The sequence below is a fragment of the Coleofasciculus sp. LEGE 07092 genome (assembly GCF_015207375.1).
Classification (GTDB): domain Bacteria; phylum Cyanobacteriota; class Cyanobacteriia; order Cyanobacteriales; family Coleofasciculaceae; genus LEGE-07092.
The window spans coordinates 1-22,736 of the sequence record NZ_JADEWY010000045.1 but is presented as its reverse complement, the minus strand read 5'-3'; the positions used below and the strand labels follow the sequence as shown (position 1 = coordinate 22,736).

21 protein-coding genes are annotated in these 22,736 nt (G+C 46.4%); 9 read left to right on the top strand and 12 right to left on the bottom strand.

All coding sequences use genetic code 11. The annotated features are described in order from the left end of the window. Positions 1-26: 26 nt before the first annotated feature. Positions 27-1,829: a DUF1565 domain-containing protein gene (locus IQ257_RS13115; RefSeq protein WP_193876665.1), complete on the bottom strand. Its 1,803-nt coding sequence runs from the start codon at positions 1,827-1,829 to the stop codon at positions 27-29. A gap of 202 nt (positions 1,830-2,031) precedes the next feature. Here IQ257_RS13115 and IQ257_RS13110 point away from each other — a divergent pair, with 202 nt between their 5' ends. Next, positions 2,032-3,108 (top strand): thiamine phosphate synthase, encoded by a 1,077-nt coding sequence (locus IQ257_RS13110; RefSeq protein ID WP_193876667.1) that lies wholly within the window; start codon positions 2,032-2,034, stop codon positions 3,106-3,108. Positions 3,109-3,111: 3 nt separating this feature from the next. Beyond that, positions 3,112-3,333 (top strand): sulfur carrier protein ThiS, encoded by a 222-nt coding sequence (thiS, locus tag IQ257_RS13105; protein ID WP_193876669.1) that lies wholly within the window; start codon positions 3,112-3,114, stop codon positions 3,331-3,333. 129 nt (positions 3,334-3,462) lie between these two features. Here thiS and psbN read toward each other — a convergent pair whose 3' ends face one another. Continuing rightward, positions 3,463-3,594 (bottom strand): photosystem II reaction center protein PsbN, encoded by a 132-nt coding sequence (gene psbN, locus IQ257_RS13100; protein ID WP_193877899.1) that lies wholly within the window; start codon positions 3,592-3,594, stop codon positions 3,463-3,465. An 85-nt stretch (positions 3,595-3,679) separates the two neighbouring features. On the opposite strand from psbN, the gene psbH reads away from it, so the two are divergent. Together psbH and IQ257_RS13090 are read left to right on the top strand one after the other, a co-directional pair. Further along, a complete protein-coding gene (gene psbH, locus IQ257_RS13095; protein ID WP_193877901.1) occupies positions 3,680-3,883 on the top strand; it encodes a photosystem II reaction center phosphoprotein PsbH in 204 nt (67 codons plus the stop codon). A gap of 311 nt (positions 3,884-4,194) precedes the next feature. Further along, on the top strand, positions 4,195-4,482 hold the full coding sequence (locus IQ257_RS13090; RefSeq protein WP_193877903.1) for a TatA/E family twin arginine-targeting protein translocase: 288 nt from the start codon (positions 4,195-4,197) through the stop codon (positions 4,480-4,482). Between the two features lie 136 nt (positions 4,483-4,618). Here IQ257_RS13090 and IQ257_RS13085 read toward each other — a convergent pair whose 3' ends face one another. Beyond that, on the bottom strand, positions 4,619-5,344 hold the full coding sequence (locus IQ257_RS13085) for a winged helix-turn-helix domain-containing protein (RefSeq protein ID WP_193877905.1): 726 nt from the start codon (positions 5,342-5,344) through the stop codon (positions 4,619-4,621). Between the two features lie 596 nt (positions 5,345-5,940). On the opposite strand from IQ257_RS13085, the gene IQ257_RS13080 reads away from it, so the two are divergent. Continuing rightward, positions 5,941-6,561, top strand: coding sequence for a CPP1-like family protein (locus IQ257_RS13080; RefSeq protein ID WP_193877907.1), 621 nt, complete (start codon positions 5,941-5,943; stop codon positions 6,559-6,561). A gap of 78 nt (positions 6,562-6,639) precedes the next feature. Here IQ257_RS13080 and hppD read toward each other — a convergent pair whose 3' ends face one another. The 3 genes from hppD to IQ257_RS13065 all read right to left on the bottom strand — a co-directional run bounded on the left by hppD (position 6,640) and on the right by IQ257_RS13065 (position 9,349). Continuing rightward, positions 6,640-7,752: a 4-hydroxyphenylpyruvate dioxygenase gene (gene hppD, locus IQ257_RS13075; protein ID WP_193877909.1), complete on the bottom strand. Its 1,113-nt coding sequence runs from the start codon at positions 7,750-7,752 to the stop codon at positions 6,640-6,642. A gap of 112 nt (positions 7,753-7,864) precedes the next feature. Further along, on the bottom strand, positions 7,865-8,581 hold the full coding sequence (locus IQ257_RS13070; RefSeq protein ID WP_193877911.1) for an SDR family oxidoreductase: 717 nt from the start codon (positions 8,579-8,581) through the stop codon (positions 7,865-7,867). A 132-nt stretch (positions 8,582-8,713) separates the two neighbouring features. After that, entirely contained in the window at positions 8,714-9,349 is a 636-nt protein-coding gene (locus IQ257_RS13065; RefSeq protein WP_193877913.1) for an HAD-IA family hydrolase, read from the bottom strand. Positions 9,350-9,449: 100 nt separating this feature from the next. Between IQ257_RS13065 and IQ257_RS13060 the strand changes: the two genes are divergently transcribed. Then, positions 9,450-10,100, top strand: coding sequence for an ABC transporter permease (locus tag IQ257_RS13060; RefSeq protein WP_193877915.1), 651 nt, complete (start codon positions 9,450-9,452; stop codon positions 10,098-10,100). Positions 10,101-10,228: 128 nt separating this feature from the next. Here IQ257_RS13060 and IQ257_RS13055 read toward each other — a convergent pair whose 3' ends face one another. The 5 genes from IQ257_RS13055 to IQ257_RS13035 form a co-directional block, all read right to left on the bottom strand. After that, complete coding sequence (locus tag IQ257_RS13055) at positions 10,229-10,879, bottom strand: ABC transporter permease (protein WP_193877917.1); 651 nt, start codon at positions 10,877-10,879, stop codon at positions 10,229-10,231. A gap of 106 nt (positions 10,880-10,985) precedes the next feature. After that, the gene (locus IQ257_RS13050; RefSeq protein ID WP_193877919.1) at positions 10,986-11,762 is read right to left on the bottom strand and encodes a DUF4340 domain-containing protein; all 777 of its coding nucleotides are present in this window, start codon (positions 11,760-11,762) and stop codon (positions 10,986-10,988) included. Positions 11,763-11,796: 34 nt separating this feature from the next. Beyond that, positions 11,797-13,554, bottom strand: coding sequence for a GldG family protein (locus tag IQ257_RS13045; RefSeq protein ID WP_193877921.1), 1,758 nt, complete (start codon positions 13,552-13,554; stop codon positions 11,797-11,799). Positions 13,555-13,632: 78 nt separating this feature from the next. Further along, complete coding sequence (locus IQ257_RS13040; protein ID WP_193877923.1) at positions 13,633-14,433, bottom strand: ABC transporter permease; 801 nt, start codon at positions 14,431-14,433, stop codon at positions 13,633-13,635. A gap of 315 nt (positions 14,434-14,748) precedes the next feature. Beyond that, positions 14,749-15,759 carry an ABC transporter ATP-binding protein gene (locus IQ257_RS13035; protein ID WP_193877925.1) on the bottom strand — a complete coding sequence of 337 codons (1,011 nt, stop codon included), beginning with the start codon at positions 15,757-15,759 and terminating at the stop codon, positions 14,749-14,751. Between the two features lie 138 nt (positions 15,760-15,897). On the opposite strand from IQ257_RS13035, the gene IQ257_RS13030 reads away from it, so the two are divergent. The 3 genes from IQ257_RS13030 to IQ257_RS13020 all read left to right on the top strand — a co-directional run bounded on the left by IQ257_RS13030 (position 15,898) and on the right by IQ257_RS13020 (position 19,107). After that, on the top strand, positions 15,898-17,994 hold the full coding sequence (locus IQ257_RS13030) for an S-layer homology domain-containing protein (protein ID WP_193877927.1): 2,097 nt from the start codon (positions 15,898-15,900) through the stop codon (positions 17,992-17,994). A gap of 44 nt (positions 17,995-18,038) precedes the next feature. Continuing rightward, positions 18,039-18,728, top strand: a complete 690-nt coding sequence (locus IQ257_RS13025; protein WP_193877929.1) for a hypothetical protein — start codon at positions 18,039-18,041, stop codon at positions 18,726-18,728. A gap of 175 nt (positions 18,729-18,903) precedes the next feature. Then, a complete protein-coding gene (locus tag IQ257_RS13020; RefSeq protein ID WP_193877931.1) occupies positions 18,904-19,107 on the top strand; it encodes a hypothetical protein in 204 nt (67 codons plus the stop codon). A gap of 259 nt (positions 19,108-19,366) precedes the next feature. Here the strand turns inward: IQ257_RS13020 and IQ257_RS13015 are convergent, their stop codons facing one another. After that, positions 19,367-22,324, bottom strand: coding sequence for a CHAT domain-containing protein (locus IQ257_RS13015; RefSeq protein WP_193877933.1), 2,958 nt, complete (start codon positions 22,322-22,324; stop codon positions 19,367-19,369). Positions 22,325-22,736 lie beyond the last annotated feature (412 nt).

Below are 22,736 nucleotides of genomic sequence, written 5' to 3'. Positions count from 1 at the left end.
CCCTTGTCTCCTTGTCTCCTTGTCCCTCAATTCAGCGGCTCAATCGTGGCATTTAAACCCTTACTGTCAAGCAGTTGCAGAATTTTTTCAGCATTCTCGCGGGTGCTGAATAATCCCGCTTGCATCAGGGTTTGCCCATCTAATGAGGTACGGAACGCACCGGGAACGAGCGATCGCACTAATTCTTGTTGGCTATCACTTTTTACCTCAACCAAAACCCGGTAACGCTGCTCCCCTACTGCCGCTATCTGCCCTGCACCACTATCTGCTAATGGGTTAGTACTGTTGAGTACAGGGACTGAATTTTCTACTGAGTTGGGTTGAGAACTCGCAATTACACCAGACTCCTCAGATGTTTGCTCAGATGCAGGTGGTATGGCAGCAGACTCCGGTTGCGGCACGGGAATTTCCACGGATTCACTCTGGGGAGTTGCCTGAACCATTGGGATTTGAGCAGAATTGAAGGAAGGTTTTTGGGGAGGAATTGCTGCCATTGGAGGAGAAGCAGTAGACTCGTTGATAACAGGATGTTGAGGAATTGCTTGCTCGTTGGTGGAGTTTGACGTTGCTGGTGTTGAGCTGACTTCAACCCTAGAGGTTGAGGGTTTGGGTTTTAGACTGGAGGGAACGGGAAAGGATGCAGCCGTGATAGAGTTCGCCAATGAGGATTCGGCAACTTCGTTCTGGGTTGAGGAACTTGCCACGCTGTCTGGGGGAGTAGAGTTATCGGGTTGTGAATTAACAGTTGTTGTTGATGCAGCAGGGGCTGAATCTGAAGGATTATTCGCTTCTCCAGTTGTCGTAGAGTCAACACCTGAAGTCGATAGGTTATTTTCTATCCCATTTAAGGGGACATTTTGTAGCTGTCTTTCTGGCTGCTTGATTTCAGCAGCAGGGAAGGGGATTTGAGGATTGGATTCACCGTTTGCCCCTTCCCCAGTAAGATTACTGTCAGGTTCTGTTCTGGGATAATTGCCAGATGCTATCGGTGTGTTGTCCGCTTCATTGCTAAGGTTGGTGGAGGGTTTAGTACTGGGTAGCCTTGTTTGGCGATCGCTGATTAACTGGAGTGCAGCATTCTCAGTTCCTTCAAAAACATTCTCCCGCACATCTGCTTGTAAGGTGCCGTCAGCGATAATTCCCTTGCCGCCGTTATTGTAGAAGTAATTGCTGCGAATAGTTGGCGCACTGTTGCCTTTAATAACAATTCCAGCATTACTATTACCCGTAAAGGTATTGTCTACAACCACCGGAGAACTCGATTCAATCCAAAGACCATAGCCTGCTGGATTAGGATTGGTGATGGTGACTCCTGTTAAGGTGGCTTGGTCAGCACCTAGAATCGTAATAGTCTCACTCTTAGCGGTAGAACTTTCAAACGTCCCACCTCCCCGAATTTCGATAGTTTGCCCCCTAGTACGGGAATTGCCCTGAATCGTCACACCTGGTTTCAGAATTAGAGGAAAGCTTTCCCCCGTTTCCGCACTATAAATACCTGGAGCGAGCAGAATTACGGTGTTGGGTTGAGCAAGTTGCAAGGCTCGGGCGATCGTTTTGAACGGCGAATCCGCTTTGCCGTTACCTTTATTGTCATCCCCAGTCGCTGGGTTAACAAACAACAAATTAATGTCTAACTCGTTTTGAGCAATGCTGAAACTCTGAACCCGAGTCAACTGTGCCACTGCTGTCGGCACTCTCAAGCCCAAGGTAGCAAAGGCGATTAATCCTACAGAAACCGCTGCAATTGCCCATTTCTCCTGTCGGAAGTGGAGCGGGTGACGAAGCCATTGAATTCCCCAAAGCAGACGCATCTTAGGTGGGTGCATCATTATACTCTGCACGGTTATGAATTGAGCGTTTAGTTTAAGGGAGCTATCAGGTATCAGCTTTGGCTGATTCGGTGAGTGCTAATTACTGACTGCTCAAAGTATAGTTTTGAGTGTACAGGAATCGAAGCAGAAAGCCCACGTTCTGTAAGGATAATGTTCATGGGGAGCTCTGTTACGATTAGGAATAATGGAGTAGTTCGCGATGAGCGATCAGTACAGTGGTTGTAGCGGACAAGAATCAGCGGTTTACCGTATCTTGGATGCCAATTTAGACAGAGCCAGAGAAGGTTTGCGAATTATTGAAGAGTGGTGTCGCTTTGGTTTCAACAGTTCGCAAATGGCTGGCGAATGTAAGCAAATGCGTCAAGAATTAGCAAGCTGGCATAGTCCGGAAATTCGGGCAGCACGGGATACTCCGGGAGATCCTGGTACTGAGCTGACTCATCCTCAAGAAGAGCAACGCGCTAACATCCATCAGCTCTTGCAGGCTAATCTTTGCCGAGTCGAAGAGGCAATGCGGGTGTTGGAAGAATATGGCAAGCTTTACAACCCGAATATGGGTGCTGCATTCAAGCAGATGCGTTATCGAGTCTATAGCTTAGAGAGCAATCTATTCGCTTACCACCGCTATCAGCTCCTCCAGCAATCGCGCCTTTATCTGGTTACTTCTAGCTCAGAGCGGCTATTGTCAACGGTAGAAGCAGCGCTTCAAGGGGGACTAACCCTAGTTCAGTACCGGGAAAAAGATGCTGACGATGTGGTAAAAGCTGCTCATGCTCAGAAACTCTCTCAACTGTGCCATCATTACGGAGCGTTGTTTATTATGAACGATCGCGTCGATTTAGCTTTAGCAGTCGATGCCGATGGGGTTCATTTGGGACAAAAGGATGTACCAATCGCTCTGGCACGGCAGTTACTCGGTTCCCAGCGCTTGATTGGTCGTTCGACGACTAACCCGGACGAAATGCAGCTAGCGATCGCACAAGGAGCCGATTACATTGGCGTTGGTCCTGTTTATGAAACGCCGACCAAACCAGATAGACCTGCGGCTAGTTTGGATTATGTCAAGTATGCCGCCGAAAATGCTTCGATTCCATGGTTTGCGATTGGGGGAATCGATCCGAATAACATCAATGAAGTTTTAGGGGCGGGTGCTCAACGAGTGGCAATTGTGCGGGCAATCATGCAGGCAGAACAACCGACTCTTGTTACTCAGTATTTTCTATCTCAACTCAGCAGACAGCAAACCCTCCGCCGTCTTGAATCCAACGTTTTCTAACTTATGAACCCCAGCAGCGATCGCATTACCCTCCAAGTCAACGGCGAACCCCACACTTGTCCTCCTCAAACTCGACTCCCCCAGTTACTTGAACGGCTCGGCTTAAATCCGCGCCTAGTTGCCGTCGAATATAATGGTGAAATTCTCCACCGACAGTTTTGGACTCAGACTCAGATACAACCAGGGGACAGGTTGGAAATAGTCACCATTGTCGGAGGAGGTTAAAGGAAAAGGAGGAGCGTGCTTAATCTCTATTAATTCAGGCTGGCAGAAATAACTGACCAAGTATATATACTTTCTCTGCTCCCCAGCTCCCCAGCCTGACAATAGGTGGTCACTTTCCGCCACGCTGTACTAGTCTTCGTGATCTTCAAAGGGATCGCTCAATTCAGCAGAGGGCGGACCGAAAGAGGTATAGATTGAAAAAGCAGTGACCGCGATCACAATGACGGCGATAGAAATGCTAAGAACTATTGCGGGTTCCATAGTTGACATAAATTATGAGTGTTCTTCCCCTATAATATTACAGAACATTACAAAACTTGTTCACAATCCATTCATTAGGACACCCATGGCACAACAGACTCGGTTAGGAGATATTCTAAAACCCTTGAATTCTGAGTATGGTAAAGTTGCTCCCGGTTGGGGAACTACGCCACTGATGGCAGTCTTCATGCTTCTGTTTTTTGTTTTCTTGCTAATCATCCTGCAGCTGTACAACTCTTCACTGCTGCTTGAAAACATCAATGTAGACTGGAGAAGCTTGGGTCAGTAGTCTGCTGTACTCACACTCTAAGCCATTGTTCCCAATCCCAGTTCATCTGGTTGTTTCAATTACTTCCCACAAGAGCTAAATTCCTCCAAAACTGAGTTTTGAGGGGAATTTAGCTTTAAAAAGACTCCCTCTTGAAGATGTTCGTGGGAATGGTAAAAGGGTATGCCATTTTTCCACGGCTACTAGCAATAGCGATACAATCAAGGGTATATCGCCCGAGTACCCGCTCTATTTAATTCCCAGAATCACGCTCATCCGCGTCTCAAATCAAAGCTGGGAGGAGCTACCGACAAATTGCAGGAGGTCATTAGGTGAACGTTTTTGGTATTGGTCTTCCGGAAATGGCGCTGATTCTCGTCATCGCTCTTCTGGTATTTGGACCCAAGAAGTTGCCGGAAATTGGTCGAAGTCTGGGTAAAGCAATCCGGGGTTTTCAAGACGCATCGAAGGAGTTTGAAACTGAATTTAAGCGTGAAGCTGAACAGCTAGAGCAAACGGTAAATACGGCAACGCTGCCTCAAAGCAAGGAAGTAGCTGAAAAGGAACCTGCCACAGTAGAGGCTTCCAACCATAGGGCTATTTCCTCTCAAGAAAGCTGAGAGGACTAGGGTAGGGCTTGTATCACGGGTACAAGCTTTAGTCACGGGCTGCTACTCTAGCCAATTGTGTCGGTAATCAAACAAAGGGTTCATTAGCCGGAACACTCTTGGAATTGCTCACTAGAGTTAGGGCTTTTCAGGCTTGAGCTTTGCCATTTTGCGTGTTGTTAGGAGCTTCAAACTTGTAACCCACTCCACGAACAGTTTGGATTAATTGTGGGTCACTAGAATCGAGTTCAATCTTCCGGCGAATTTGACCGATATGAACGTCAACAACCCGCTGGTCTCCGACGTAGTCGTACTCCCAAACTTCCTGGATTAGCTCGGAACGACGCAGTACTTGACCCGGATGAGAAGCCAGAAAATGCAAGAGATCGAATTCTAGAGCAGTTAACTGAACGAGCTTCTCGTGGAGAGTCACCTCCCGACGTACCGGATCGATGACCAAATCGCTGAAAATGAGGCGCGTTTGCTCAGTTGGGGTTACTTCCCGCTTGCGCCTCAAAATCGCTCCAACTCGGTTTTCCAGTTCCTGTAAATCAAAGGGTTTGGTAATGTAATCATCCCCACCTTGCTTAAATCCTAGATTTCTGTCAGAAGCGTCTGATCGACTGGTGAGAAACAGGACAAAGACATCGGTACGGCGCTGCATTTCCTGGCAAAGGTTGTAGCCAATAGCATCAGGCAAATTTACATCCAAAATTACTAGGTCTGGGTTGAATTGCTCAAACACGACTAGAGCAGTCTTGCCATCTTCAGCCGACTGCATTTCATAGCTCTTCTGGCTTAAAAAGCGCATAATTAAATTACGGATTGCCGGATCGTCATCCACGACAAGAATTTTGGCGGCGGCCATGGTCATAAATTTTCACAGAGAACTGAATCAGGAATTTGAGAGGAGATGCACATTTTTTCACACCACTGGTGGATTAGGGCATTTTAGTCATTACTTTCCACACAGAACTGAATCAGGAATCAAGATACAGAAGTTTTGACACCAATGGTGTTATACAGCCTTTAAGTCAATTATCGTCGCAGAACTGGGGTATGCCAATAGCTGCTACATCATACCTAGGTTGATAGTCCACAAGCTACCCAAAAGCCTAAAAACTTCTAGCACTGACTCGTGACTGATTCCAAAACGGCAGACAAGCAAAAAGCTGACCCTAAATGCCCTGAGGCTATATTATCCAAATGTCACGGCTTTATCCTAACAGCTTTAACCCTCTAGAGCCTGTTTCCTATCCAAACGCAAAGAAATGCTCGTTTGAGAGGACTTGTTTTCGAGGATCAGGCTACACTAGCTTTCAGGGGGAGTTAGTATTACACTCGATAACGCCTAACCTGTTTCCTGTCGGGTGCAACAGCAGGATATGAGCGTCATCGGTCTCCAACCTAATATCCAGCCTAATGTTGCACTCCTATTAGTGAAAACAAGGGATGTCTCGGAGGTTTTGAATGAGCGATCAAAATCCCTATGAAAAGCTTGGGGTTACGGAAGACGCATCGTTTGATGAAATTCAGGATGCGAAAGGACGCCTGATGCAACAATATCGAGGCGACCCAAAGCTTGTAGAAACTGTAGAGGCGGCTTACGATGCCATTATTATGGATCGCCTCAGAATGCGGCAAGAGGGAAAAATCAAGGTGCCGGAACGCATTCGCTTCCCAGAGAGATTGCCTCAAACCCCCTTGAATGTTTCCCAAACTCCTGCTAATTCCCCTCCAGCTTGGCTGCAACGGTTTTTAGACACACCGACGACCAGCGATTTGCTTTGGCCTGGTGTCGTGTTCTTGATATTGAGCGGTCTGGCAGTTTTGTACTCCGGTGTGTCAATTCTCCCCTTGGCTGTCGCCTTAGGCTTTGGATGTAACATTTACTTTCTCAATCGCAAAGAACAACAATTTGGTCGGGCTGTATTGCTAACGTTGGCAGGTTTGTTAATCGGTGTTGGACTGGGAACTGCGCTGGGGGGTGTCATAGAGTCGCAATTAATGGGTATTGGCTTGACTATTGAAAAATTTGCCACGTTGATAACGTTTGTGTTGCTCTGGCTGATTAGTAGTTTTCTCCGTTGATAAACATTTTGAGGAATAAATAAAGAAATAGGGAATAGGGAAGAAGAATTTTCCCTTGCCCCTTCCTTTTTAACGACCCTATCCTGACTGAATCCCCAAACTGCCTCGTTTCAACTGCTCCCGCTCAATCGCTTCAAACAAAGCGCGGAAATTTCCTTCTCCAAAACCTTGAGCTTGGCTGCGACGCTCAATCACCTCAAAAAAGAACGTGGGCTGCTTGAAAATAGGCTGGGTAAAGGTTTGAAGTAACAGCGCTTGGGGCGACTCTTCCTGCCAGTCTGCCAAAATTTGTTGAGCGGCAATCTTCTGCCATTGGGCTATTGGTAGATCGCTTTTTGGGTAGCGCTGTCGTAGCTGGGTGTAATAGTTGGCAGGAACTTCTAAAAAGGATAAACCCCGATGACGCAATTGAGCGATCGCCGCTACGATATTATCCGTTGCCAAAGCAATATGCTGAATTCCCGATCCTCGATTTACATCTAAAAATTCCTGAATCTGGGAATTAGCTGACGTTGGTTGATTAATTGGCAGTTGCACCCCAGTTACAGGATGAACCATCACCTGAGAACACAAACCCGATTGCTCTGTCTCAATCGCAAAAACTTGCTGTGGCTGGAATCCCAAAACAGTTTGATACCACTGCACTGCCCGCCCTAAATCCCCAGGAGCAACATTCAACACAATATGATCGATACTCGTAAAAAGAGCAATTGCCCCGGAAACCTCAGTCGGTGAGTATCCAACCTCATTCGCCTCTCCAACCCAGTCAGCTTGAACGGGTAGCCACAACCCAGGATGAATGCCCTGCCGTTCTACCAGGGTATGAGTCAGCGTACCCCAAGCCGCAATTTTGCCCCACTTCAAACATCCCCCGACTAAATACTGTTCCCGAACGGGTTGCAGGACTTTAGCTCCTTGCTCAACCAGTCGATCCATAGTACCTTCTAGATCTGAAACTGCAAAAGCAATATCAGCAACGCCGGGAGGATGTAGGTGTAGAAATTCGGCAACTGGACTATCGGTAGTCAGTGGGGACGACAGCACGATGCAAACCTTGCCACTTTTTACCACCGTTGTGCGAGTGTGGTGACTAGCACCCACTCCTAAAGCTTGAAAGCCCATGAACTTGATAAACCAGTCGCGAGAGGATGTAGCATCTTCTACATAGAAATGAATGTGATCGATTTTCATTATCTATCCCATCTGGGAGCTTACCTGATTGTCAATTTTGCCGTTTTTTGAAGATTTACAGGTCATTCCCAAGAAAGAAGAAACATTATTTCCGCTGCGATAGTATGCCCCATCAGAAAAATAAGTGACTTTCCGGCTGAAGGTTGATTTCCATTGGCACGGCTTGCGGCTCGGCTTTGAGTGCAAACAGAATAGCATCAGCCGCCGTTTGAGGACTCAGCATCTTCTGCCGATCAACCTTTAAGCTGACATTATCCCAGAAGGGAGTATCTATACCCCCAAAGTAGAACAGCGTAAACTTGATACCAAAACGCTTCAGTTCCTCTGCCATGCATTTGCTAAAACCGACAACACCAAACTTTGAGGCACAATATGCCGATGCCATCGCCATGGAGTGCTTGCCCAAGATGCCAACAATATTGCAGATGTGACCAGACTTCTGCCCTTTCATCACCTCTGCTGCTGCCTGACAGGTATAGAAACTCCCCTTGAGATTTAAGTCCAACATGGCATCTAAGTCAGTCGGTTGAATTTTATTGTACTGTTTCAAAACTCCAGCTCCCGCAGCATTCACTAGCACATCAATTTGACCGAACTGAGCAACCGCTTTCTCCATGAGTGTCTCCACTTCTAAGGGGTTAGTGATGTCAGTCGGCACCACCAAGACTTGCTCTGGAGAGGCAGTGGGTAGCTGGGATGCCAAAGTCTCTAGGCTCACGCTCTTTCTTGCCGCCAACACCAGACGGGAACCGCTCCGCGCCAGTTGGTGCGTTAAGGCAGAACCAATACCGCCAGTGGCACCTACAATAACAACAACTTTATCCTGCATGATTGTTTACATATCTTTACATTAATGATTATAGTGCTGATACAAACTTGCCTATAATTAAGCAAGTTTACTCAGGGGTTGGCTGCTACCTTGAGAGCATCCAGAGCCAGTCTGCTGTCTTCTTTGAAACGATTACAGATGTTTCATCAACTCAATCAGCTCCCTCGGATGATCAATTAAAAAATCCGGATTGCACTCGGCTAATGCTTCCGATGAATTAAATCCCCAAGTCACTGCAACGATTTTGATGTTAATCTTTTGGGCTGATTCAATATCTCTTGTTTCATCTCCCACATAAATAATATTTTCGGGTTTGAATTTATTTTTTTTGATCCATTTTTTCAAAATCTTGTGTTTTCCAAATAGTGTTGTCCCCGAATCAATAAAATCAAACAAATTTTGCATATCATGCTTTTTTAGAAAAATGCTGACGTTCTCCTCGGAATTAGAAGTTAGAATGCCGATTATTTTTCCATCATTTTTTAAATTTTCTAATGTTTCTTTAATTCCAGTAATTGTATTGAGCTGCTCAATTTCTTGGCGTAGGTCTGTTTTCAACCTTTTCAGCAAGAAAGGAATTTTAAAAATTGAAAGACCTGATAGTTTAATAATTTGTCGAGAGCTAATTTTTCTAACTTGTTCGAGTTCCTCAGGAGTGGTTGGTTTATAGCCAAATTCGACAGCCAAACGATTGGTAATCCTGACAATAGCATCAAGGGTGTCAGCGATAGTACCGTCAAAATCAAAAATAATTACTTTTACGCTCATGAGTTAACTCGGACTGTTGATAGGTGTTAGTTAATACAGCAACGTAACGTATAGGATAAATTTTACAAGCCTTCCAACGTTAGCTGCTCAAAAATCTACAATGTTCAATAGTTTTACTCAAACCCTAACTTATGCTACCAGTCATAGTGATAAATTTGTTGAAGCATTTGGACAGCATTTGCTGCTGGTGGGAGTGCCATTAGGTATTGGGTTAGTGCTGGGTTTGCCATTCGGACTGCTGAGTTCTCGTTCGCAGGTGGTATCAACTGTCTTAATTAACAGTTTTAATGCGTTGCGGGTTATTCCGAGTTTAGCGATTCTATTTATTGCCATTCCTTATTTTGGTCTTGGCTTCCAATCTGCCGCGATCGCTCTAACGATTTTGGTTATGCCGCCCATTCTGATTGGCACCGATGTTGCCTTTCGCAGCATAGATCCAGCTATTCTAGAGGCAGCAAAGGGTATGGGAATGGCACCCAAACAACTTCTGCTACAGGTAGAAATCCCTTTAGCGTTACCTTTAATTGTTGCTGGCATCAAAACCGCTACCGTGGAAGCGATCGCTAGCGCTACCCTTGCTGCTTTTATCGGTGCCGGAGGATTCGGGAGTTTCATCGTCCTAGGCTTCTCGCTTTACGATACGGCAATTCTGTTGGTTGGTGCCATTCCCGTGGCGCTGCTAGCAGTGGTGGCTGAGGTAAGTTTGAGTGTTTTGCAACGGTATCTGCAACCAAGAAGGAATTCGGAATGATAAATGTGTTCTATAGCTATTTCAAATAAAGTCTATTTAGATTTCTTTCAAGAAGAAATTGCACAAATGGTAGTCGAATTAAGGAGACTGACTTGTGACAATATCAGCCGCCGTCAGCACTCGACTGATTAATGCCTTACAAATAAACCAGGCGGGATAACTTTTCGGGTTGAACTTGAAAGCCACTGCAAGCCCAATAGCAAACTATTTAGGAAAAACGCCAGTACAGCTACAGCAATAGCTCCTGTCCAAATCTTATCGTAACGAGTTTGGGCAACACCCTCAAAGAGTAATACTCCCAATCCTCCAGCACCAAACTTGGCTCCGATAGTGGCAATTGCGATCGCTACAATAGTAGCTAGACGCACCCCCGCCAAACAAATTGGTAAAATTAACGGCACCTGTACCCACCACCAACGCTGCCAAGAATTCATTCCCATCCCTCGTGACGCTTCCAGAATAGTGGGTTCAACCGATTGCAGCGCTACCGAGAAATTTCGTACCAAAATGACTTGGGTATAAACAATCATCGCCACCACTACAGACTGACGATTCAATCCAAAAATTGGCACTAGTAAAATAATTAACGCCAGACTCGGTATGGTGTAAAGGGTTCCCAGAACTCCTAAAACCGGAACGTTAAGCCAGCGATAGCGAGTAATTAGTAATGATAAGGGTAGAGCGATCGCTACAGCAACTGCCATTGTCAAAGCAGTCATTTTGAGGTGTTCTAACAGTAATTTAAAAACATTTTCAGGATTTTGGATGATGTAGTTCATGGGATTACAGGGGAATTCTTTTCCCAGTTATTTTGCACCTCATTTTCAACACCTCTTTTAACCGCAATCCTGTAGAGACGATGCTAGGAAACGCTATACACGATGTCTACTCGTTTTCCTCAGTAGGCGATGGCTTTTCTTCTGTTGCTGGTGTCTCTTTTTTCTCAGTAGGCGATGGTTTTGCCTCCGTAGCAGGTTGCTCTTTGTCCTCAGTAGGCGATGGTTTTCCTTCTGTTGCTGGTGTCTCTTTGTCCTCAGTAGGCGATGGGGTTTGTTCAGCCTCTGGTTCCTGGAAACGTTCAGGTTCTTCCTCTGTACTTTGCTCCCATTCTGATACAGGACGATTGACAGCATACTCAAAGTCTACTGGCACTAAAAGCACATCCACCTGCCCCGAATCCTGAGTTCGCGGATCAATCTGAGCGTATAAGAAACTGCGATTAAAGTCCGGCTTACCTAAATTGATCCGATGAATTTCCCGATTTTTTAGCTCCACTTTTACCGTGGCTTGCGGCTTGTCTAACCCATATTCCTTGAGTTGGGTTGCCGGAACGGTGAAAGAGCGATCGCTCTTTCCTTCCACAAGTAAGTCCAATAAAAAAGCAACAGAGGCATCACTGGCTGAAACATCCTTAGGATACTTCATCTGCCAAGGCATTTTCTCCTTGCCGACTCTCTCAAACTTGAAAATCTTTTTACGTTGATCCTTATTGAGGTAAATTGTCACCCCTTGAATCTGGTCTTCTTCAAAGGAAAAAATTGGCTTCTTAGTTTCCTTTGCTGCTTCCCGCTTCGGTGCTCCCTGAACTTCATAAAAATAAACAAAACCGCCTAAGAACACCGCTAAGACTAACAAAATCAGAGTAGTTCGCTGTAGTTTCATTAGTCAACCATTTTGAATGCGTGAATTTTGAACATTAACGACGCAGCCACCATATTACTCCGGCTGTCAAAAACCCTACTATCGGCACAATCCCAATTGCTGTCCAAGCCAATAACCCAGCTTGCCCAGGCGTTAGATTAATCCGACGATTTTGCTGTTCTTTGGGGCGAATCGAAAGGGCTTGTTCGTTCCCTTTGCTCAACCAGGTAACGGAGTTGAGAAAGACATCACTGTTCAACTGTTGCTCAAACCAACCATCGGTGGCAAAATTTGAGTTGCCAAAAACAACAAGTCGCGCCTCATCAGCCGTTTTCTTGGGACTGGTTTCCTTTTTATCGGTATCCTCTTCCTCAGGAGATGGCGATGCTTCAGCGTTTTCCTGGGGAAAGACTTCAGGACTAGCTGTTGCCTCAGCTTCCGGGGAACGTGAAGCGTCGGCTTCCTTAGCTTCAGCGTTTTTCTCGTCCTGAGAAGCAGTCTGAGAACTTTCTGTATCTTCGCCTTTTGCCTGGGATGACGCTGTTGTGGATTCGGGTGTACCGCTTAAAGCAACACCCAACATCAGAGGACCTGGAATATCACCCTCTTCCTCATTAAATTCTAGAGGTTGGTTTTCCGGTGAACTCTCTGCCCAACTCTGGTCATTCGTAATGACTAGAGGAGTTTCCTTAATACCCTCTATGGGTTTCGTTTCTAGAGGTCGCGCTAACGGATATAATGAAAAGCCATCCCCAAAATCGTTAGTAATGGGATGGTCGCCGTATTTATTGACCAGAGGCGTTGCCGGACCCAAACCTACAACACGTCCCTGACCGGAAGCATCAATGGCAATTCGGTTATCTAACTTAACACCCCAGTCGGCGAGCAAGCTGTTCAGTCCGGGATTAGTATCTGGATCTGCCATTACTAATAGACTGCCACCCTTTGAAAGATACTGTCTGAAGGCTTCAACTTCTGGCTCAAACAGCGCCCGTTTGGGACCTGCGATAACCACAAGTGAGGCATCTTCGGGAATCTCTGAGCGATCGGCTAGGTTAAGGGGTTGAGCCGTAAAATTTTTCTCTGCCAAGGCTTGTACTGCCAGAGAGAGTCCATCTTCTCCCTCAAGAGGGCGTTCCCCATGCCCTTGGAGGAAGTAAACTGTAGCGGCGCGATCGTTCGTGATACGTTCGATGGCATTAGTCAACTCGACTTCCGAAAGCGGTTCCGAGGGAGTTAAAACTTGCACTAACTGCCGTTCAGTTCCGTATTCTAGGTAAACCTCTCCCGGAGACTGCACGTTAAATTTTTGAGCCAGTGCGGGTTTAAGCTGCGGGTCAACAAACTCAAATTCCAACTCTGACCCGTATCGGCGATAATTTGCCAGTAATTCCCGATCAGCCGGACTTGCAGGTCTTTGAAATACCCAAACCTTTACCGACTGCTCCAAATTTTTTACCACTTCCTGGGACAGAGGCGAGAGGCTAAAAAGCTTATTTTCCGTTAAATCCAGTTGCACCGCATAGCGAACCCCCAAAAAGTTAATTAGCCCCAAAATTACAAACACCGATAGGGTAGCAACAACGGCATTCGTCCCTACCTGAGTGGAACGGCGTCCCCAAAAACCAGGTGCTAAACTCTCCAGCAATAGCACCCACAATCCAATAATGATGAGTCCCGCAATCAGTAACCCCAAAGTGACGGGCGACCATTCACCAGAGACGACTCTGGCGCTGATACCCATAATAGTTAGGATGGGACCGAGCCAAAATAGATAGTTTAAATACTTCCCTTTAATTCTGCTTGTTTTCATAGTGGTCTTTATATCATTTGTCCTTTGTCATTTGTTTTTTGTCATGTTTCTTTTTCTAAAAGTCAATTATCCAACTATTTAAGAACGCTGAAAACGTAAAGTTTCGATTGACTGGGCAGTTAAAAATATGCCGAGAAGGATGTAACTAGTAAATAAAATGAGGCTGCTAGTATCAAGAACACCTCGTATTAAATTGTTATAGTTTTCTAGGAGCGACAAATGACCTAAAGCTTGTCCAACTAGACCGCCAATACCCTCAGCAATCAAATCGATAATCCAGAGAAATAAAATTAAAACAAAGGTCAAAAAAGCTGCCAGAATTGAGCTATCGGTTAGGGATGAAATGAACATTCCCAAGGAGAGAACCGATGCGGCTAGCAAAATCAATCCGGCATGAGCCAGTAAAGGCACGGCGGGTTGAATGGCGGGATCGGCTGCACTCAGGGCGATCGCTTCATAAGCCAGCAAAGGCAGAACCATGATGGTAAAAAATGTTAGCACACCCAACAATTTTCCCACTGCCACTGTCCAGTTCGTCATCGGTGACGTTGCTAGCAGTTCCAGCGTACCGCGTTTGCGCTCCTCGGCGTAAAGCCCCATCGAGAGAATCGGCAGCACGAACAGAACCAGGGAACCCATAACGCTTAAAAACCAGTTCAAAAATTCATAGGCAACATCTACTGGGGGCGTTGGCATTCCCAGTTGGTCCCGCGCCGCTGCTTGCTGAATGATACCATTCGGACCCAATAGAATAGTTACGAAAAAGAAGCCAGATAGCAGCCAGAAAAAGCCTGCTACCACATAAGCTAAGGGCGAGGCAAAATAGCCCTGCAATTCCTTACGAAAAATTGCCACGATGTTGCCAATGATGATTCGCATTTAGACTTCCTTTCGATTACTAACGCTTTGGTTTTCACGCTCAGAACCAGAGCAACTGAGTACAGACTTGCCTTCTCTTGCCCTCAGTACACTGACAAGGGTAATTCCTGAGCCATGGGATTAGCTAGCGCTTACCTGTATCCCGCTTTGCTAAGGCTAACAGATAGGTTTGAGTATCCTACTGTCCGCTCTCACCCTACCAAATAGGGTAGATTTTGGGAGTCTGGGGCTTATCTCTCACACCTGTGGCTACAGGACTAACCTTGTAGAGGTATCATATGGCAAGAGGAACCCAAGTGTTTATTAAACCTTTCCTCAAGACGTTGGTGCAGAATCAGTAACCTCAGACTCCTCTAAATCCTGATGCTCCACTGGAGTAGCCGGTTGCTCCTGTGTCGTCAATTTTAAAAAGACATCTTCTAAAGTAGCGCGAGTGCGTCGCATCTCATGCAATCCTAAACCCGCCCCAGTTGTGACAGCAGCAATATCCCGTCCGGGTTCAGCGCCTGGTGCTGAGACAATGCGAATTAAAGAGCGACTGGGAGGTAACTCTTGAGTGGGAACAATTTCTACTAAACAAACTCCTGGCAGAATTTGCAAGAGCTTTTGCAATTGCACAACGTCACCATCGACTTCCAACTCATATCCCGTTCCCCCAAATAACTGCGCCATCAAATTTTCTGGGCTATTGGTTGCGACAATACGACCTTGGTTGATAATGGCAACGCGGCTACAGGTCATACTCACCTCTGGCAGGATATGAGTTGAGAGAATAATAGTATGTTCCCCTGCCAGACTTTTAATTAAGTTGCGGACATCAATGATTTGTCGGGGGTCAAGACCTACCGTTGGCTCGTCTAAAATAATGGCAGGGGGGTCATGAACGATCGCTTGAGCAATACCAACTCGCTGCCGAAACCCTTTCGATAGTTTGCGGATGAGTACGTTGCTTTTTTCACTGAGGTTGCAACGTTCTATCGCCTGTTTAACCCGGTTAGGGCGATCGCCTGCGGCTACCCCCTTGATGCGACCCACAAAATGCAGAAATCCTTCAACCGTCATCTCCGGGTACAGAGGCGGTATTTCCGGTAAATAACCGATTCGCTGTCGGACTGCCAGAGAATTTTCATGCACATCGTAGCCCGCTATGCGAGCACTGCCACTAGTTGCCGGTAAATAACCCGCTAAAATCCGCATGGTTGTAGTTTTTCCAGCACCGTTCGGTCCGAGAAACCCTAAAATTTCTCCAGGTTCAACCTCGAAAGTGACATCCTGAATGGCTGGAGTAGAACCGTAGATTTTGCTAAGATGCTCGACTTCGATCATAGTGTCAGGGGTCAATAATTGAGCAGAATAAAGAATGCACCGAGACAAGGAGACAAGGAAAAAATGGGATAGAACAGCCGCATTTTCCTACACAACTCCCCCCATCCTCTTTACATAAGGACTGAAGAAGCTTGCTTTATGGTTCAATCCACACTTCGACAAGGCTCAGTTACCACACTTTACGTCAACCCAGTCACTGGTAGTGATGCCAATGCGGGTTCTGTCAACACCCCCTTTAAAACCTTGACTTGGGCAATCGAGCAAGTGGCTGCTGACACTACAATTTACCTGGCTCCCAGCACCTACAATACCGCTAATGGAGAACAATTTCCCCTGGTTATTCCCGCAGGAACGATTGTAGTAGGACACGAACCCAGTAAAGGGAAGGAGATTGCGATCGTGGGGAGCGGACAGTATAACAGCCCAACTTTTGGCAATCAAGCGATCGCTCTGCGGTTGGAGTCGGGTGCTGAACTGCGAGGCGTCACCGTCACTAATCCAGCAGAGAATGGTACGGGTGTTTGGATTGAATCCGCAGCACCTGTAGTTGCCAATAGTACCTTCACGCGCTGCCGTCGGGAGGGGATTTTTGTCACTGGAACCAGCAAACCTCTGATTTTAGATAATGAATTGAAGGAAAATGCTGCCAGTGGTATTTTCTTGGTGCGCAATGCTAAAGGAGAAGTGCTGCGAAATCTCTGTCAAACCACTGGTTACGGCATTGCCATTAGCGATTCGGCAGCACCGTTAGTGGCAGACAACACCTTAGTTAACAATAGGGCAGGAATTGTCCTCTCCCGCGATGCCCGACCCGTTTTGCGCCGTAATCGTATTGAAAATAATACTGAGGCAGGGCTGATGGTGAACGGTAACGCCCAACCCAATTTGGGCAGTACCCAAGACCCAGCCGGGAATATTTTGCAAAATAACGGTAAGGTGGATTTGCAAAACGGCACGTCTTTGACCTTGGTATCGGTAGGCAATCTGCTGAATCCAGCCCGGATTTCCGGTTCGATCGACTTGCGTTCCGCTCAAGTTCTAGTACCTGCCCTTGGTCCGGTTCAGTTCCGCGATTTGACGGGTCATTGGGCAGGGGCATTTATTCGGGGACTGGTTGATAAGGGGCTGATTAGTGGCTTTCCTGATGGTACATTTAAGCCAGAAGAGAGTATTACCCGCGCACAGTATGCCGCGATCATTGCCAAAGCGTTTGATTTACCCCGGCAGGTGGGTGCTAGTACCGGGTCGTTTCGAGATATTCCCAGTGATTTTTGGGCATCAGCGGCGATTCAGAAAGCTGGGACTATGGGATTTATTTCCGGATTTCCCGATAACACATTTCGCCCCCAGCAAAATTTAACCCGGACCCAGGCGCTGGTGTCACTGATCAATGGTTTGGGACTTACGGGAGGAAATTCTAACATCTTGCAGTTCTACCGCGATCGCGCCCAGATTCCCAGTTACGCCACAGACCCCATCTCGACAGCAACTGGGCGACGCATGGTGGTGAATTATCCCCAAACCGATGTGATCGAACCGATGCGGGCAATTAGTCGCGCGGAGGTAGCCGTGTTGATTTATCAGGCATTGGTATCAGCAGGCAAAGCAGAAGCAATCGCCTCTCCTTACATTGTCAATCCCGATTCCTACGTTCCTTCGTTTACCGATATTCAAAACCATTGGGCAGAGGACTTTATTCGCCGCCTTGCTGGTCTAAACTTAGTGAGTGGCTTTGCCGATGGTAGCTTCAAACCCGATGTACCACTCAATCGGGCGCAATACGCCGCCTTGGTGGTAAAAGTGTTCAACCCAACTCCCATCCGCCCAGCCACTCAGTTTAGCGACGTTCCCACTAATTTCTGGGCAGCATCTGTTATTCAAGCTGCCTATCGCGGCGGCTTCCTGTCTGGATTTCCCGATCAAACCTTCCATCCCCAGCAGAGTTTGCGGCGTGTTGAGTTAATTGTTTCGTTAGTGAATGGGCTTTCTTTACCTAAGGCGGCAGCTAATGCTTTGGAAACTTACCAAGATCGAGATACCATTCCAGCCTATGCTCAAAGTGCAGTTGCTGCTTCCACCCAAGCTGGCATTATTGTTAATTATCCTCAACAATCCCTCCTGCAACCGAAACAGGCAGCGACACGCGCCGATGCCAGTGCTTTTCTGTATCAGGCGTTGGTGAATAAAGGACGTGCAAACGCGATCAACTCACCCTATATAGTCCGTAGTTCTTAGTCATTTATTCTTTGTAAAAGCCAACCATTAATGACAAATAACCAATGACCAGGGACTCAGATTCAGCAGTTGGCTATGCAGTAGAGTTGCTCAGTCACTACGGGTTTGAACTGAGGGGTTATAGTGCTGAAGAATTGGTGCATCAGTGGTTGAAGCACTATACGAGTAACTGGATACGTCTAGCTGTAATCGAAGCGTTATATCAGGGACGTTATAAAGCCGTTTCTGTGGAGCAAATTCTAACCGTTTGGTTTCGACGCGGACAACCAATCTATCGCTTTAACCACGAGTTTGAGCGGCTGATTTGCCGCAAACTCCCCAAAAATTTAACAGGAGGAACTGATACGGCTAAACCGAACCAACAATTGAGTTTGTTGTCTGCGATCGAGAGTTTGCCTGACGCTGTTGATGAAAATCTAAGAGTTGAGGTTTGTGAACCGGAGGAACCAGTACCCATTGATGACTCAGAGGAGCTGTTTTCAGCAACATCTACAATTGAAGAAGTAAGTGAGATGCTTATTGATGAGGAAAAATTACGTTCAGACGTGGTGAATGATACGGATGTTAGTTCTCTTTACGAGGCAGATTGGTCTCGCAGCGATGCCAATAAAAACCCTATTCATCAATTCACTCCACTGCCGGATTATTCGGGTTTTTACTTTAAACTCAAAAAAGTTGCTGACCAGGAAGATACTACTTCAACGAATGTACTGACACCAGGGGAGCAGGAGTAATTGCTCGGGATTAGTACGGACAAGGGATCTCGTACTGATTCAATGGAGGTTGAAGCTGACTCCCTCTCTAGTCAGAATCACGGAAGAGGACAATTGAGTATAGTGACGGATGTAATTCTGTAAAGGACTTGTAAAATTTTGTAATAGTTGAACCCTTGCAGATTGGTGCCAAACTATGTCCAACACGCCCCGCGATCGCGCCTATCCCCAGGTCCCCCTGACCCAAGCAGATCAGGAGGCATTGGAAACCCTCTTCAAAGGAGTCAACGCTGAAGAGATTCATCAAATTGAAAAAATTGCTGCCTTTTACGCGGTTGCCCCCCTCGAACCTTGGGAAGAGCAAGGTTGGATACTCAATAGTTCCATCTCAAAACTCTAGAACCTCATCGTCGAGAAAGGCGCTGGAAAATTTGCCGTTAAAACACCGCTAGTAGCAGCTAATAGAGTAATGATGCCGAGCAGTCCGCTTCGTAGGTGCATGAGTTCTCAAGACGTAGGTTCTTTCAGTTTATAATTGTCCACCCGTCTTTTTGGGGAGCAGACTTTGCAGCATTGTGAACCAGATCTTTTGCTGACATAGGATACTGTTTGGGCAAATGAACTCCTGCCAAAGATTAGAAATTTCTCCTCCCCACTCTTCACAACCCATTACCAATTAGAATAAACGGTGCCCAATAATAAGGATGACTGAGACGATTCACCACCGCTTCTGGCAGACTATCCCGTACTACTGCAATAGTGCTTCGCTGTTCACCTAACGTTTCGTAGTTGTCAGTAATTAAGGCAATTTGTGCCTGTCTCAAGGCTTCGGCTTTGGTAATCTTGTCCTCTTGCAATGCCGCATAGAACGCATTCATCAAGACTTGAGTCCCCCCATCACTGACTTGCCACAGAGAAGCAATTGCCGCCCTTGCCCCAGCATTTTGCATCAAATAGCCAAAGCCGAGAATTTCTTCGCCAGTGCCAAATTGTCCGCCTAATCCTGTCTCGCAAGCACTCAGCACGATTAAGTCTACATTCGTCAAAAACCAGGTGTTTTGGACTTCGCGCATGGAAATGCGATCGCCATTCCCCAATAGGATAAACGATTCGTCCGGCAAGCCCTGCACTAACGCCCCATGGGTGGCAAAATGAACGATGGAATGATTGTCCATGCGGGGGAGTATGGCGGTTTTGCTGAATTCCTCATCAATGAGTTTCGTTGTATTGGGAACCGCCTCTGCTAAGATTTCCACTTCTTTCCCAGCAAAGGGAAGTCCGGCAAAGGTAAATTGCTCATTACCCACAGAAAAGCTGTAACTCCCTTGGGTAAAGGCACCCGCTAAGATTCGCAGTTGTGCTTGGGGTGCCTTATCAAAGTCGGTGAGACTGTCTGCGGTAATATTATTGACTCGGAAGCGTTGGACTAACCAGTTATTTCCATCATGTAATGCGGCTAAGGGAATATAGCGCAGTTGAGCGTCAGGGGCGTAGATAATAGTTTGGGCGTCTGCTGTGGCTAGGTCATTTTCTAGGGGTTTAATCAGCCAGTCGTATAATTGACGGGCGGGAGTCACAGCGTCACTACGCGGATTTTGTAAAGCTTGCCGAAACTCAACAATGGTTCGATTTAATTCTTCTCGCGTGACTTGTACTGTGCGGCGAATGGGGGGAGAATCAGGACTTGCTAGGACTAATTCTAAGCGGTCTTCTAGTATTAGGGGATACAGCAGGACGGCATTTTGCTCTAAGTTGCGGAGGTTGTCGGAGATATTGGTAAGTCGGGGGAGTTGCAGACTCTGTTCTTTGGCAGTTTGGTTTAACTGATTAACCAGTGCGACGACATCGGGACGTTGGGTAAATTCTACGAATAGGCGCTTGAGTTGTCCTTGTTTAGCGACGAGTTCAGCAATACGTTGTTCTTGCGCGGGTGTCCATTCAGATTCAGGAATTTGGCGTAACTGTGCGAGTTCTTTGCCCAGTTCAATGGCTTGGTTTTGCAGTTGGTTGTATTCGGCGAGGATTTGCTGTTCTGGGGGAAGTGTTTCAATTCCTTGGGCTGTTTCTTCATTTCCTCGCACATTATGGAGGTAGTCGTCGAGTTCTTGGAGTTTGAGTAAGTCGAGTACTCGTTGCGCTTCGAGGATGCGGTTTTGTTGGAGGAGTAAGTCGGCGAGGCGGCGATAGGTGCTTGCCACGGTTTCGGTGTAGGATTGTTGTTGTTCTTGGGGTAGTCCTTGGATATCTCGCCGAATTGCTTCTGTGACATTGACGGATTGTTTGAGGAAGATAATTGCTAATTCTGGTTGATTCTGTTGGGCTAGCAAGCTACCAAGATTGTTGAGAACTAAACCTTCTAGTGCGCGATCGCCGATTTCTTGTGTGATTGCCAAGGACTGTTGATGAAACTCCATCGCCTTCTGGTATTGCCCTAGAGAAGCGTAAACATTGCCCAGAGTAGCCAGAGAATAAGCAACTCCTGAGCGATCGCCTATCTCCTGTGAAATTGCCAAAGACTGTTGATGAAACTCAATCGCCTTCTGGTATTGCTCTAGATCATCGTAAACATTGCCCAGATTACCCAAAACTTTACCTTCAATTTCTCGACTGTCTATCTCCTGTGCGATTGCCAAGGACTGTTGAAAAAACTCAATTGCTTTCTGGTATTGCCCTAGAAAAGCGTAAGCATTGCCCAGATTAGCCAGAGAACTAGCAACTCCTGAGCGAACACCTATTTCTCGTTTGATTTCCAAAGACTGTTGATGAAACTCAATCGCCTTCTGGTATTGCCCTAGAGAACCGTAAACATTGCCCAGATTACCCAAAAGTATAGCTTCAGTTTCTGGACTGTCTATCTCTTGTGCGATTACCAAGGACTGTTGAAAAAACTCAATTGTTTTCTGGTATTGCCCTAGAGAAGCGTAAGCAGTGCCCAGATTAGCGAAAGAAGCAGCAATTCCTGAGCGATCGCCTATTTCTTGTTGAATTGCCAAAGACTGTTGATGAAACTCAATCGCCTTCTGGTATTGCCCTAGAGCCTCGTAAACTACGCCCAGATTACTCAGAGAATTAGCAACTGCTGCCCGTGAAGCGAAGCTATTGCCGTTGGGCGAATCATCTATTTCTCGTTTAATTGCCAAGGACTGTTGATGAAACTCAATCGCTTTCTGGTATTGTCCTAGGAAATAGTAAGCATTACCCAAATTAGCGAAAGAAGCAGCAACGGCTACACGATCGTCTATTTCTTGTTGAATTACCAAGGCAATTTGAAAAAACTCAATCGCTTTCTCGTATTGCCCTAAAGAAAGGTAAACTACGCCCAAACTACCCGAAGAATTAGCAATTCCAGAGTTATTTCCTATCTCCAGATAAATATCCAACGCTTGCTGCCAAGACTGTATGGCAGCTTGGAATTGACTAGTTTTATACTGTTCAATCCCCTGTTGAAAAAGTCTACCAGCTTCCTGAAAAAGTTGATCGGCTTCCGCTTCCTGTTCAGTAGAGGTTTGAGCCATTACTGGCAGCACAGAGAATGGCGCTGCAAAACTTGCAGTAAAAACACCACCAGTAGCAGCCAATAGGGTAATGATGCCGAATAGTCTGCTTCGTAGTTGCATAAGTTACTCTCAGGATGAATAATTAGATTTCTTGCCTGTAAATAAGAAAGCCGAGTGCTGACTCAATCTATCTATGCTATATCTCCGATGGGTGAGAGGTTATGCAATTTGAGATGTTCAGATGCCCGACTTCTCTAAGAAGTCGGGCATCTCACTTTCAATCGAGACTCAGAATCTCTTTAATGAGTCTTTGAGTGTGGTGATTGAGTCTTTGAGTGTGGCGAATGAATCCTAGAACCTCATCGTCGAGTCTTCAATTCTCGCCCACGACTATCATCAGCGCGACGAAGAGTAGTTGAATGCGATCGCTCAATCTTATAGCTAGGGACTAGGGTTTTTTTGAAGAGACAAGGACACAAAGGGATAGAAGCGCCGGATTTTCCATCATAACTCCCCCCATCTCCCCCTCACC